At 64.8% G+C, this 12,546-nt stretch carries 11 protein-coding genes and 1 pseudogene; 7 read left to right on the forward strand and 5 right to left on the reverse strand.

The annotated features are described in order from the left end of the window. Positions 1-80: 80 nt before the first annotated feature. The 3 genes from ABIE53_RS08910 to ABIE53_RS08920 form a co-directional block, all read right to left on the reverse strand. Positions 81-338, reverse strand: a complete 258-nt coding sequence (locus ABIE53_RS08910) for a hypothetical protein (RefSeq protein WP_006052974.1) — start codon at positions 336-338, stop codon at positions 81-83. A 232-nt stretch (positions 339-570) separates the two neighbouring features. After that, the gene (locus ABIE53_RS08915) at positions 571-816 is read right to left on the reverse strand and encodes a hypothetical protein (protein WP_006052973.1); all 246 of its coding nucleotides are present in this window, start codon (positions 814-816) and stop codon (positions 571-573) included. Positions 817-1,073: 257 nt separating this feature from the next. Next, positions 1,074-1,793, reverse strand: coding sequence for a YdcF family protein (locus ABIE53_RS08920; RefSeq protein WP_181324916.1), 720 nt, complete (start codon positions 1,791-1,793; stop codon positions 1,074-1,076). A 267-nt stretch (positions 1,794-2,060) separates the two neighbouring features. On the opposite strand from ABIE53_RS08920, the gene ABIE53_RS08925 reads away from it, so the two are divergent. Next, positions 2,061-2,384 (forward strand): hypothetical protein, encoded by a 324-nt coding sequence (locus tag ABIE53_RS08925; protein ID WP_053857918.1) that lies wholly within the window; start codon positions 2,061-2,063, stop codon positions 2,382-2,384. Between the two features lie 301 nt (positions 2,385-2,685). On the opposite strand, the gene ABIE53_RS08930 is transcribed toward ABIE53_RS08925, so the two are convergent. Both ABIE53_RS08930 and ABIE53_RS08935 read right to left on the reverse strand, forming a co-directional pair. After that, a complete protein-coding gene (locus ABIE53_RS08930; RefSeq protein ID WP_006052970.1) occupies positions 2,686-2,940 on the reverse strand; it encodes a hypothetical protein in 255 nt (84 codons plus the stop codon). A 383-nt stretch (positions 2,941-3,323) separates the two neighbouring features. After that, positions 3,324-3,719: pseudogene (locus tag ABIE53_RS08935) on the reverse strand (transposase); the annotation flags it as partial. Positions 3,720-4,127: 408 nt separating this feature from the next. On the opposite strand from ABIE53_RS08935, the gene ABIE53_RS08940 reads away from it, so the two are divergent. The 6 genes from ABIE53_RS08940 (at position 4,128) to nusA (ending at position 12,504) form a co-directional block, all read left to right on the forward strand. Continuing rightward, positions 4,128-5,030, forward strand: a complete 903-nt coding sequence (locus ABIE53_RS08940; protein WP_107708375.1) for a LysR family transcriptional regulator — start codon at positions 4,128-4,130, stop codon at positions 5,028-5,030. Between the two features lie 332 nt (positions 5,031-5,362). After that, positions 5,363-6,589 carry a pyridoxal phosphate-dependent aminotransferase gene (locus ABIE53_RS08945; RefSeq protein WP_107708374.1) on the forward strand — a complete coding sequence of 409 codons (1,227 nt, stop codon included), beginning with the start codon at positions 5,363-5,365 and terminating at the stop codon, positions 6,587-6,589. 340 nt (positions 6,590-6,929) lie between these two features. Next, positions 6,930-8,084, forward strand: a complete 1,155-nt coding sequence (gene scpB, locus ABIE53_RS08950) for an SMC-Scp complex subunit ScpB (protein WP_029969238.1) — start codon at positions 6,930-6,932, stop codon at positions 8,082-8,084. Between the two features lie 64 nt (positions 8,085-8,148). After that, a complete protein-coding gene (gene rluB, locus ABIE53_RS08955) occupies positions 8,149-10,092 on the forward strand; it encodes a 23S rRNA pseudouridine(2605) synthase RluB (RefSeq protein WP_114156064.1) in 1,944 nt (647 codons plus the stop codon). A 481-nt stretch (positions 10,093-10,573) separates the two neighbouring features. Continuing rightward, positions 10,574-11,032, forward strand: a complete 459-nt coding sequence (rimP, locus tag ABIE53_RS08960) for a ribosome maturation factor RimP (RefSeq protein WP_006052964.1) — start codon at positions 10,574-10,576, stop codon at positions 11,030-11,032. Beyond that, positions 11,029-12,504: a transcription termination factor NusA gene (gene nusA / locus ABIE53_RS08965; protein WP_006052963.1), complete on the forward strand. Its 1,476-nt coding sequence runs from the start codon at positions 11,029-11,031 to the stop codon at positions 12,502-12,504. The genes rimP and nusA overlap by 4 nt, the downstream gene beginning before the upstream one ends. The last annotated feature ends 42 nt before the right edge of the window (positions 12,505-12,546 follow it).

Genomic DNA, 12,546 nt, shown 5'->3' on the forward strand with positions numbered 1-12,546 from the left:
GACGCGCTGATCGTGCGGTTTTCGTGCGATCAGCGGTGTGGGCTAGCGCGGCGCGCGCCGCGCACCGCTAGACGCGCACATCAATGCGTGGCTTGCGGCACGTCGAGGATCAGAATGATCGTCCAGTCGGCCTCGCCATCGTGATGATACTGACGCTCGGCGACGATGAACGGTTGCTGCTTGCCGTCCGGGCCGAGAAACAGCACGTCGCCTTCCATCGGCAGGCATTCGACGGGCGGCAGCGCAAGGAACGCTTCCTGACCGCCGCGCGGCATCAGTTTTTCGATTTTGCGGGATGCTGCTTCAGTCCATTCGATATCTAGCTGGATGTTGCTCATGCTGTCCTCCGCACCAGGGTGCGCACGGGTTAGGGTTCCGGCAGGCGCCGGTCGGTGCGCGACTTTAGCATACCGGGCATCGTGCGCCGGCCGGGCCATTGGACAATAAAAAAGCCGGAACCGGCGCTGCCGGCTTCGGCTTTTCCACTGCGCCGGCGAGGCCGCGGGGCGTTGCTGCGGGTCGGCAAAATGGCCCGCGTTGCCCGCTCTCACCAAAGGCCGCGCACTGCGCTCAGGAGCCCGAGGCGTCGGCCTTCGCGCCCTTCTTGTGATGATGCTGCGAGCCCTTGTGATGCTTCATCGGCGCGGCGGGCGCGGTTTCCATCGTTTGCTGGCGGTTTTGCAAATCTTGCGCGCGCTGCTCGACGTCGGCGGCCCGCGCCGGATCGGTACTCATCGTGACGCCGCCTTGTTGCGCATAGGCCGCGCCGGATAGGGCACCGAGAGAAATCAGAATCGCGAGGGACACTTTCTTCATTGCTACCTCCGCAGAGTGGTTGTGGACCCGAGTACTTGTCTATCCATCGGAGAGACAGTGCATTCTAGCCAGCAATCTCCGCTCCAGCGGACGGTTTGTAACCGCGCGCGCCATTGGTTACATCTTGTTACTGGCTTCTTGATGCGCGTTGCTTAGATGCGGCGTCCTTGTCGCGCGAGCGAGGCCGCTCTGTCAGATTGATTGGCATCGCTAAGCAAAGCCGCTGCCGCGTATGTCGGACACATGTCAGACCCATGTCAGAACAGGCCAATCGCGCTATACAGGTGATATTGCGCGATGCCGATCAGTTCATGCAACGCGATCTCAGCGTTCGCCAGATTCGAGTAGCGCGGCAGCACGCCCAGGCGCGCGCGGCGCGCGCTCGAGATCAACGGCTGCGGCTCGAGGCCGAAATGTCTGAAGTCGAGCATCGCGCGCGGCATGTGATACGCGGACGTGACCAGTATCAAGGAATCGTAACGTGACTGGCCCACAATGGCCGACACGTTGCGCGCGTTCTCGTATGTCGTGAGGCTCTGGTTTTCAAGCACGATGTCCGAGCGCGGCACCTGTTCGCGCAGCAGGTAGGGCAGATAGGTGTCGGCCTCGGTTGCAGGATGCCGCTGCGGATTGCCGCCGCTGACAATCACGCTGCAGACCGTCGCGCTGCGTTTGCATGCGGCGTAGTTTTTCGCGCTGACCGCGATGCGCGCGAGCACTTCGCGCGGCGGCACGAGCACCTTGTCGCGGTTGTACACCGTACCGCCGCCGAGCAGGACGATGGCGGTGCGCGGCGCGAATCTGGCGGGCGTGCTGGTTTGCGCTTGCGGCTGCGCAAGGCTCAAGAGCGGAGCCGTCAGCCAGCCGGCAGAAAGCAGCCAGAAAATGGCGATTGTGCAAAAGAGGAGAGGCCGTCGAGCGCGCTTCCATATAACAATTGCTGCAAAAAAAAGCGCCAATAAAGTGAATAGAATCAATTTAGATGGGGTAACGTATGTCTTTCGGGATTAAATCTTCGGGCCTGCTATCGCGCCGCAGCGGTTGCATCGTCGGTTCGTAGGTAGAACGCTAACATGCCGTTCTGACGGGGGTCCTGAAACATTAGACCAGGCAGCACCTGGCGGAATTCGGCCGTAGTGCTTACGGCCAGCTTCCAGCCATGGGCGGGTGCCAGGCGCGTCGCTGGTGGCGCGGCGACGTGTTGGCATAAATGTGTCATGGCTGCACTTTAAGAAAGAAGTGAGATGACCACGTATTCCAACGAAGCAGTACTCGAAGCGCTGCGGCGAGCGCAATATCGTCAAGTGCCGTGGGCCAGGCGCCCGGGCGTTTTCCAATATCTTCGCGCGCTCGGCCTGATGGACACTGTTCGGCAACGTACCGTCGCGCCGGCGCCTGGCTTTCATGCTCCTGTCGACATCGCCGTCCTCACGGATCGCGGCCGCGCCGAATTTGCGCGGCTCTCACACGACGAAACCCGCCTGACCTGGACCGTGCAGCGCATGAACGACTACGTCCTGGCTGCCGCCGAGACGCACGCCGTCGCACCGCTCGAAGCGCGCACCTAGCTGCGCCGCATTTAGCCAATCCCGCTGGTCGAGCGACGCGCAAGCGCGAATCACGCGACGCGTGTGCGCGTTCGGCCCGTCGTTGTCCTTCTCGTTTCTTCCCTTTCTCGCCGGCGAAAAAAAGCCCGTATCGCAAGGATACGGGCGTACCGGAATTACTACTGCCACGCTGTGCTAATGGCGTTAAGTCAGACCGATACGGATAGCCGTGGTTCCCCGAGATTCGCTTGTCTTTCGGCGACTCGCGCCGATCTTCGCGCGAGCTGCGGTTCGCACTGCGCAGCTACCGAAGCCGCGCATGTTAACGGCGCCGCGGCGCGTCGCCGTGCGGCGCTTCGGGCCGCGTGCGCACATTGCTCGCGATATCGCCGCGCAAGTCGCCCCGCGGCGCCGGTGGCGTGAAGTTGCGGCCACGCTCGGCGCTGCGCTGCCAGGCCTCGACGGAAGCCGTGCGGTCGGGCCGCCAGTTCCAGCCTTGCGGGCGCTGTTGGGCAAGCGCCGATGCGGCCATTGATGAAAGCACAATGCCGCACAGAAGCAGTGACATTGGTTTCATGCTGAGCTCCCGTCCAAGCCCCCTGGTTACCAGGCCTGTTTGCATACGTATAAGGTATGCGGATGGACGAAAGCACGCTGTAAGTAATAGTAAATGGATGTTTCACCCGCAACTCAGTGGTTGCGGGGAGTGTTCGATTCGAGACACGTAATGCGGCGGCACACGCGAGGAGGAGCGCGCCCAGCGGCGCGGTGGCTTGCCGATGCACTGCCGCCTCCCCGGCGACCGTCTGGAGACGCGGGCCGAGCGGCCCACGTGAACCGTGGCGGCCGCCCAGTTCCGTGGAAACGAGGCCGTCGGGAACAAGCCGCCGGGCGTGCGCCGGGCGGGTCCAGATAAGCTTCGGGCGCCCGCAGGCGCCCGGAGAAAAACGAGGTTGCTTAAGCCATCTTCACCGGCGCGCGCCACGATTCCGGATTGGTCCAGAATGCGCCACGCAGACGGTCGCGGCTCGGCGGTGCGGGCGGCTTGGCTGCGGTTGCGCCGATGCGTCCGCGCAGCGAAATCTCGCGGCCGCTCGTGCCGAGTCGCTTCACAATTTCGGCGAGCGTGCCGTCGGCTTGCCACTCGTCGAAACGGCGGCGGCAAGTCGGCGGCGACGGATAGCGGCCCGGCAGTTTGGACCAGCCTTCGCCTGTCGACAGCACCCACAGCACCGCGTTGACGACCGCGCGCGCTTCGACACGCGGCCGACCGCGACGCTCGCTCCGTGCAGGCTCCGCACAGAACAACGCCTCGACCAGCGCCCACTCGTTGTCTCTCAAATCGTCGAACAGCATCATGTTTCACCTCAGCGAAGCTAACTCCGGTGCGCTGCCCCGCGCCGCGCACTCTCCATGCACTCGATAGGCGAGTGCCAAGGGGGTCGGGTTTGCCACGGTCTGCCATGCGGTCAGAAGTCGTGGCGCCGATCCTGTGAGCATGTCAATGCAGGATGTATGCCAAGTTGACTCCAACCGCCTCGAAGCCCCGTAACAGCGGGCCAGCGCGGGCGCTAGCTAGGGCCGTATGAGAATCCAAAAAACCCATCTCGCAAATCGGGACAATCACCAATCTTGTGCAACGAGGCCCGCAGGGCGTGCGTTTGCGCCTCAATGCTGCATTGCAACGAGTGCGTCGAAAGCCCGTGCCACCGCGCGCCGGCGCGTACAATGCGCATCAAAACATGCCATTGATGAGCCGAAGAAATGAACGTCACGCTGCGCCAGCTAAGGGTTTTCATCGAGGTCGCGCGCCTGCAGAGCTTCAGCCGAGCGGGCGAGGAGGTCGGGCTGACGCAATCGGCGGTGAGCCGTTGCGTGCGCGAGCTGGAGGGCGAAATCGGCCTCAAACTGATCGACCGCACGACGCGCGAGGTGCAACTCACCGACGTCGGCGGGAATCTCGTCTCGAGCGTGTCGCGGCTCCTCGGCGATCTGGACGACGCGCTGCGCGAGATCCGCGAAATCGGCGAGCAGCGGCGCGGACGGGTGGTGGTGGCCGCGAGTCCGACCATCGCCTGCCGGTTGATGCCGGGCGTGCTCGCGTCGTGCGGCGAGCGCTTTCCTCACATTGCGCTCGGCTTGCGCGACGACGTGCAGAGCGACGTGGTGCGCAAGGTGAAGTCGGGCGAGGTGGATTTCGGCGTGATCATTGGGCCGTTCGCCGCCGACGATCTGCTGAGCGAATCGCTGATGACCGACTCCTTCTGCCTCGTCTCGCGCGACGATCATCCGCTTGCCCGCCAGAAGGAGGTCGCGTGGGCGGATCTCGAAGGCGAGCGGCTGGTGATGCTCGACTACGCATCGGGGAGCCGTCCCCTCATTGACGCGGTGATGCACGAGCACGGCGTGAACGCCACGGTGGTGCAGGAGCTCGGGCATTCGGCGACGGTGTTCGGTCTTGTCGAGGCGGGCATCGGCGTGAGCGTGCTGCCGTGGCTCGCGTTGCCGTTGCCGGCGGGCGCTGCGCTTGCCGCGCGTCCTCTCGTGCCGCGGGCCGAGCGCACGGTCGAACTGGTGCGGCGGCGCGACCGCTCGCTATCGCCGGCGGCCGAGGCGGTGTGGGAGTTGATCCGCGAACTGCCGGCGCGGGCGGAAGATCTGGTTTGAGGAGGGGGGCCTGGATGCTTTTGAGCTCCCGATTGCGGGTGCGGTCGGTGCGGTCGGTGCGGTCGCCCGAGGCAGAAGGGTGTGGCCCGGCGCACGGCGGGTTGCATTCGTCGTGGCGGGTCTTTCGGGTGTTCCCGCAATACCAAGGCCGCAGTAGGTTCTCAATGCCTTGCCCCAACACCTCGCCTCTCATAACCCCCGCGCGGCACGACGTTTCGCAACCGAACGCAACCGAACGCTGGGCTACACTCCCGGCTGCGCTTCCCGACAACATATATCGCCTCGTGGCGCGCCAGCCCGACCTCTGCATTTCTTCTAACCTGGAACTCTCGATGAGCGAACCGGACCTCTCCGTGTCATCCATGCCCAACGCGCGCGAGGCGGTGCGCGCGCTGCGTCCGTCGCAGATTCGCGAAGTGGCGAACGCCGGCTTCGGCGTCGCCGACGTGCTGCCGTTCTGGTTCGGCGAGTCCGACCGCGTGACGCCGGCCTTTATCCGCGATGCCGCCAGCGCCGCGCTGCAGGCGGGCGCGACCTTCTACACGCATAACCTGGGCATCGCGCCGTTGCGCGCGGCGCTCGCCGATTACGTCGGCGAACTGCATGGCGCCACCTTGCCGGACCACGTCGCGGTGACGAGCGCGGGCGTCAACGCGCTCATGCTGGCGGCGCAACTGGTCGTGGGAGCGGGCGACCGCGTGGTTGCCGTCACGCCGCTGTGGCCAAATCTCGTCGAGATTCCGAAAATTCTCGGCGCTCATGTGGAAACCGTCTCGCTCGATTACGGCGAAGGGGGTTGGCAGCTTGACCTGGCGCGCCTGCTCGCGGCGCTCACGCCCGACACGAAAATGCTGCTCATCAATTCGCCGAACAATCCGACCGGCTGGGTGATGAGCCGCGAGCAGCAGCGCGCGGTGCTTGCGCATTGCCGGCGGCACGGCATCTGGATCGTCGCGGACGAAGTCTACGAGCGCCTTTATTACCCGGACGCTTCCATCGAAAGCGAAGGCGCCGCTCCCGCCCGCACGGCGCCGTCGTTTCTCGATCTGGCCTCGCGCGACGAGCGGGTGATCTGCGTGAACTCGTTCTCGAAGGCGTGGCTGATGACAGGCTGGCGTCTCGGCTGGATCGTCGCGCCGACGCGTCTGATGGACGATCTCGGCAAACTCGTCGAGTACAACACCTCGTGCGCGCCGTCGTTCGTCCAGCAGGCCGGGATCGCCGCCGTGCAGCAGGGCGAGCGCTTCACGCAGGACCTGGTGCGCGACCTGAAGGCATCGCGCGACCATCTGGTGCGGGCGTTGTCTGCCGTGCCCGGCGTCGACGTGAAGGCGCCCCACGGCGCGATGTATCTCTTTTTCTCGATGACGGGCGCCTCGCGCAGCCTCGAGCTATGCAAGGCGCTGGTGCGCGAAGTCGGCCTGGGAATCGCGCCCGGCAGCGCGTTCGGTCCCGAGGGCGAGGGCTTCCTGCGCTGGTGCTACGCGTGCGACGTCGCGCGGCTGGATGCGGGCGTCGAGCGCCTGAAGCGCTTTCTCGCGCGGCATGCCGCGCTGTAGCTGATGCGGGGAAAGACGCGAGGGACCTCGCGTGCGACGAGCGCCCTCACGGATGCACCCGCATTCGCGCATATGCACCAATGCGCCGGGCATGTTCTCCGGCGCCTGGCGGCGGTTGGCTTTACGCACCGGATGTTTTTGCGTAATATGGCGCTCAGTCACGCGATTCCTGTCCGGAATATCGCTGCTCCGTCCGGCTGGGTTTGGCTCGATAGTCTGTTTCGCCTCCCCCCGGTGCGTGCTCCCATCAATATGACCGATCAGAATCGGGCGAGCGCGTCTTCAGTTCCACATCGTCTGTTTGATCCGGTTCTTTGACCACAGGGTCTGACCTAGCTGCATGAATACCCAAGAGGCGAAGATCGTCCTCGAGACAGCCTTGATCTGCGCGCAGGAGCCGTTAAAGCTCGGCGATTTGCGCAAGCTCTTTGCCGACGGCGTGTCGGCAGACACCGTTAGGACTCTGCTCGAAGACCTGAAACAGGATTGGTCGGGGCGCGGTGTGGAGTTGGTCGGGCTGGCGTCGGGGTGGCGGTTTCAAAGCAAGCCCGCGATGCGTTCGTATCTGGATCGTCTGCATCCGGAAAAGCCGCCGAAATATTCGCGCGCGGTGCTCGAAACGCTCGCGATCATTGCATACAGGCAACCGGTTACGCGTGGCGATATTGAAGAGATTCGCGGCGTGACGGTGAACACGCAGGTCGTCAAGCAGCTTGAGGATCGCGGCTGGATCGAAGTGATCGGCCATCGCGACGTGCCGGGCCGCCCGGCGCTCTACGCGACCACGCGGCAGTTTCTCGACGACCTGGGCTTGCGCGCGCTCGACGAATTGCCGCCGCTCGCGGACCCGTCGGCGCAACTGAACGCGGACTTGCTCGGACAGCATGCAATCGAGTTTTCCGATGCGGACGCCGAGGTCGGCGAGACGCCGGCATCGAACGAAGAAGGCGAAGCGAGCGCGTCCGAACAGCCGGACATGGCTCACGCGGAAGCAACAAGCGGCGCGCAGCTCGCGGCAGGAACGGAAATCGCTGGCGAAGAGGCTCAGGGCGATCCGGCGCAGCAGGCCGATGGCACGCAAACGGGCATCGCGGCTGATGGCGTCGACACTCTTGAAGTCGCCGCGAATGAGGCTTTCGGAGCGCAACCCGACGTAGCACCAGAAGAAGCAAAACCCGCGGAGCAGGCGGACGTGATGAACGACGCGGAACACGCGGACAACGCGGACCGTGCGGAACACGCCCGCGAGGCCGGCGCCGAAGCGGCAAACGTTGCACCGCTGCCCGCCGCCGTGGCATCCGAAGAGAATCGCGATCCGGCCGCCAAGGCCGATCCGGCAGCAGCCGCACATGGTTCGGACGTTCTCCGCGACGCGGAGCATGCGGCCGGATCGAACCCGACCAGGGCGGCGCACGGCGATCAGGAAGATCGTCGCGACGCCGCACAGGACGCAGGCATTCTGACCGACGACGAAACCGAGTCGCGCAGCGCCTGACGTAACCGAACATTTTTTGCCGCGCCTGCAAGGGGCGCGCGCGACCTGACATTTTGAGGTTGTTTTGACACATACCCACGACACCGATTCGTCCGAATCCGAGCGCGCCGTGCCGTCGGCGCGCGCTGACGAAACGCGCACCACGCAAGCGTCGGCAGGCGAGCATGAGCGCCCGGCGCAGACCACGGAAGCAGACGGCGAGGACCGTCCGCGCCGCGGCCTGCGTCGCGGGCCGCGCAGCCTGATCGCCCGGCGCCGTGCCGGCGCGAAGACGAAGGCCGTCGAAGGCGCGCCGGGGCAGGCCGCGCCGGCCGCCGGCGAGGCTGCGCCGGAAGGCGAAGCGGTGGCGCAAGCGCGTCCGCCGCGCAAGGACGCGGGCGCCAAGGGTCAAGGGCCGCGACGCAATGCAGGCGGCGCTAAACGCGAAGGGCAGCGCGACGGTCAACGCGACGGTCAACGCGACGGTCAACGCGACGGCGCGCCGCGTGAAGGCGCCCCCCGTGAAGGCGCCCCCCGCGAAGGCCAGCGCGAGCGTCAGCCGCGCGCAGGCGGCCAGCGGCAGAATCGCCGCGGCGGCGAAGCTCCCACAGCAGCGGGCGCAGCGGCCGAAGGGAATCAGGATGATCTGTTCTCCTACGTCACGTCGCCGGCCTTCGATGCCGACAACAGCACGACGGGCGGCGTGCGCGCGCCGATGCTGCGCCGTGGCAAGCCGGCTGCGCCGAAGCGCGTGCTGTCCGCCGACGACGACGCGCCGAAGCTCCACAAGGTGCTGGCCGAGGCCGGCATGGGTTCGCGCCGCGACATGGAAGAGCTGATCGTCGCCGGCCGCGTGTCGGTGAACGGCGAGCCGGCTCACATCGGCCAGCGCATCATGCCGACCGACCAGGTCCGCATCAACGGCAAGCCGGTCAAGCGCAAGCTCGCCAACAAGCCGCCGCGCGTGCTGCTGTATCACAAACCGACCGGCGAGATCGTCAGCCATGCCGATCCGGAAGGCCGTCCGTCGGTGTTCGACAAACTGCCGCCGATGAAAACCGCCAAGTGGCTCGCGGTTGGCCGTCTGGACTTCAATACCGAAGGTCTGCTGATGCTGACCACCTCGGGCGATCTGGCGAACCGGTTCATGCATCCGCGTTACAGCGTCGAGCGTGAATACGCGGTTCGCGTGGTCGGCGAACTGGCCGAAGGCATGCGTCAAAAGCTGCTGAACGGCGTCGAACTCGACGACGGCCCGGCGAACTTCCTGCGCATTCGCGACGGCGGCGGCGAAGGCACCAATCATTGGTATCACGTCGCGCTCGCCGAAGGGCGTAACCGCGAAGTGCGTCGTATGTTCGAGGCGGCCGGTCTGATGGTGAGCCGTCTGATCCGCACGCGTCACGGCCCGATTTCGCTGCCGAAGGGCTTGAAGCGCGGTCGTTGGGAAGAGCTTGAAGACAATCAGGTGCGCGCGCTGATGGCGTCGGTTGGCCTGAAGGCGCCGAGCGAAGAGCGCGGCGGCCGCAATGCGGCGCCTGAGCGCAAGCAACCCGATCCGATGCAGACGTCGATGGGCTTCATCAACCGCGAACCGGTGCTGATGTCGCATAGCCGCTTCGAGCAGCAGCCGCGCGGCCAGGGCCGGCGCGGTGCGGCAGGCGGCGGCTTCGGCGGCGGCGCGGGTGCGGGCACGGGGTTCGGCGGCGGCTACGGCAATCGCGGCACGGGTCGCGGCGCGGGCGGCGCTGGTGGATTTAGCGGCGGCGCGGGAGGCGCAGGCGGCGGTGCAGGCGGTCCGCGCGGCGGCCGCGACGTCGACGGCAACCGCGCGCCTTCGGGCAGCGGCAATCGCGCTCCTTCGGGCGGCGGCAAGCGCGCTGGCGGCAACGGTCCGAATGCGGGCGGCGGCAATCGTGCGCCCGCGGGCAACCGCGGCAACGCCAACCGCTCGGGTGGCGGCAACCCCAACGCCGGCGGTGCAAACCGTAGCGGCGGCGCACCGCGCGGCCGTTCGCGCGGGCGCTGATCGCGAGCGTGACGATCATTGCGGCCCGGCTTCATCGCGCCAGCCGCAAAGTGCCGTCTTAATCATTCAATCGACGGGCGTCGCGGTCGCTGACCGCGAGGCGTATGAAACGCCGCGCAGGCCGAACTCGGGCCGCATCGCGCGGCGCCGCCTTGTAAAGTCCCGCAAGCGCCGCCATATCGTCGAAAGATCGCCATGAAATCAAGCGGGAATCCGCTTGGCGCGGCGCTCTGCGGTTTGCGTTTGTCCTGAAAAATGGCTACAATCGCGGAGTCGCTGGGCGTGCGGCTTTTCATGTGCGGCTCAGGTGCGACCACCGGTAATAAGATGATGGGCGTTTAGCCCATTTTTTTTTGCCGCTCAGTTCATCGTGGTTCGTCATCTCGGGTAGCACGAACGTGCGCCGGCCAGGCGCGCGGCCCGCATTGGTTGTTTGCAGAACAAGCGGCAGGCTCGCTGCGCGAACATCTAAGAGGGCACTGTGCAACTGACGGAACTGATTGAAACCACGGTCGTGGGACTCGGCTACGAGCTCGTCGATCTCGAGCGCACCGGGCGCGGCATGCTGTGTATTTATATCGACCAGCCTGCCGGCATCGCGATCGAAGACTGCGAGAAAGTCACGCGTCAGCTCCAGCACGTACTGACGGTCGAAAATATCGATTATGAGCGGCTCGAAGTATCGTCGCCGGGGCTCGACCGTCCGCTGAAAAAACTGGCGGATTTTGAACGCTTTGCAGGCAGCGAAGCGGTAATCACATTGAAAAAGCCATTGGACGGACGGAAATCGTACCGGGGTATTTTGCATGCCCCGCAAGGCGAGACCATCGGTCTGGAATTTGAAGGGAAGGAAGGCGCCGCGATGCTCGATTTCACGCTCGCGGACATGGACAAAGCACGCCTCGTTCCGAAAGTTGACTTTAGGAGCCGCAAACAATGAGTCGCGAAGTGTTGATGCTGGTGGATGCGCTGGCACGCGAGAAGAACGTCGACAAAGACGTGGTATTTGCCGCGCTCGAAGCGGCTCTCGCTTCGGCCTCCAAGAAACTCTTCGAAGAAGACGCGGACATCCGCGTCCATATCGACCGTGAAAGCGGCGAGCACGAAACGTTTCGCCGCTGGAAAGTGGTCCCGGACGAAGCCGGTCTGCAAGAGCCGGATCAGGAAATCCTGCTGTTCGAAGCACGCGAGCAGAAGCCTGAAATCCAGATCGACGACTACATCGAAGAACCGGTGCCGTCCATCGAATTCGGCCGGATCGGCGCGCAGGCCGCCAAGCAGGTGATCCTGCAGAAGGTGCGCGACGCCGAGCGCGAGCAGATCCTGAACGACTTCCTCGAGCGCGGCGAGCACATCATGACCGGCTCGGTGAAGCGCCTGGACAAGGGCAACTTCATCGTCGAAACCGGCCGTGTCGAAGCGCTCTTGCGCCGCGACCAGCTGATTCCGAAGGAAAACCTGCGCGTGGGCGACCGCGTGCGCGCCTATATCGCGAAGGTCGATCGCACCGCGCGCGGTCCGCAGATCGAACTGTCGCGTACGGCGCCCGAATTTCTGATGAAGCTATTCGAAATGGAAGTGCCCGAAATCGAACAGGGCCTGCTGGAAATCAAGGCGGCGGCGCGCGATCCCGGCGTGCGCGCCAAGATCGGCGTGGTCGCTTACGACAAGCGCATCGATCCGATCGGCACTTGCGTCGGCATTCGCGGTTCGCGTGTGCAGGCGGTGCGTAACGAGCTCGGTGGCGAAAACGTCGACATCGTGCTATGGTCGGAGGATCCCGCCCAGTTTGTGATCGGCGCGCTCGCGCCGGCAGCCGTCCAATCGATCGTCGTCGACGAAGAGAAGCATTCGATGGACGTCGTCGTGGACGAAAACGAACTGGCGGTCGCGATCGGCCGCAGCGGCCAGAACGTGCGTCTTGCCAGCGAACTCACCGGCTGGCAGATCAACATCATGACGCCGGACGAATCTGCGCAAAAGCAGAATCAGGAACGCGGTGTTCTGCGCGACCTGTTCATGGCGCGTCTCGATGTCGACGAGGAAGTCGCTGACATCCTGATCGACGAAGGCTTTACGAGCCTCGAAGAGATCGCCTACGTGCCGCTCAACGAAATGCTCGAAATCGAAGCATTCGACGAAGACACCGTCCACGAACTGCGTAACCGCTCGCGTGACGCGTTGTTGACAATGGCGATCGCGAATGAAGAAAAGGTCGAAAATGTAGCGCTCGACCTGAAGAGCCTGGACGGCATGGACGCCGACCTGCTCGCAAAGCTGGCCGAACATCAGATCCAGACGCGCGACGAACTCGCCGAGCTGGCTGTGGACGAACTGGTCGAGATGACCGGAATGGAAGAGGATGCCGCTAAGGCGTTGATCATGAAAGCACGTGAACACTGGTTCCAGTGAGAAATGACCATGGCGCACTAAATTGAACGCGGCCGTCAGGCC

Origin of the sequence: Paraburkholderia sp. OAS925, from assembly GCF_040543975.1 — a bacterium.
GTDB classification, from domain to species: domain Bacteria; phylum Pseudomonadota; class Gammaproteobacteria; order Burkholderiales; family Burkholderiaceae; genus Paraburkholderia; species Paraburkholderia graminis.

Bases quoted from the DNA above. Each gene is read 5' to 3' on its own strand.
- ABIE53_RS08910 (WP_006052974.1), bottom strand. From the start codon at position 338: ATGAGCAACATCCAGCTAGATATCGAATGGACTGAAGCAGCATCCCGC.
- ABIE53_RS08915 (WP_006052973.1), bottom strand. From the start codon at position 816: ATGAAGAAAGTGTCCCTCGCGATTCTGATTTCTCTCGGTGCCCTATCC.
- ABIE53_RS08925 (WP_053857918.1), top strand. From the start codon at position 2,061: ATGACCACGTATTCCAACGAAGCAGTACTCGAAGCGCTGCGGCGAGCG.
- ABIE53_RS08930 (WP_006052970.1), bottom strand. From the start codon at position 2,940: ATGAAACCAATGTCACTGCTTCTGTGCGGCATTGTGCTTTCATCAATG.
- ABIE53_RS08940 (WP_107708375.1), top strand. From the start codon at position 4,128: ATGAACGTCACGCTGCGCCAGCTAAGGGTTTTCATCGAGGTCGCGCGC.
- ABIE53_RS08945 (WP_107708374.1), top strand. From the start codon at position 5,363: ATGAGCGAACCGGACCTCTCCGTGTCATCCATGCCCAACGCGCGCGAG.
- scpB (WP_029969238.1), top strand. From the start codon at position 6,930: ATGAATACCCAAGAGGCGAAGATCGTCCTCGAGACAGCCTTGATCTGC.
- nusA (WP_006052963.1), top strand. From the start codon at position 11,029: ATGAGTCGCGAAGTGTTGATGCTGGTGGATGCGCTGGCACGCGAGAAG.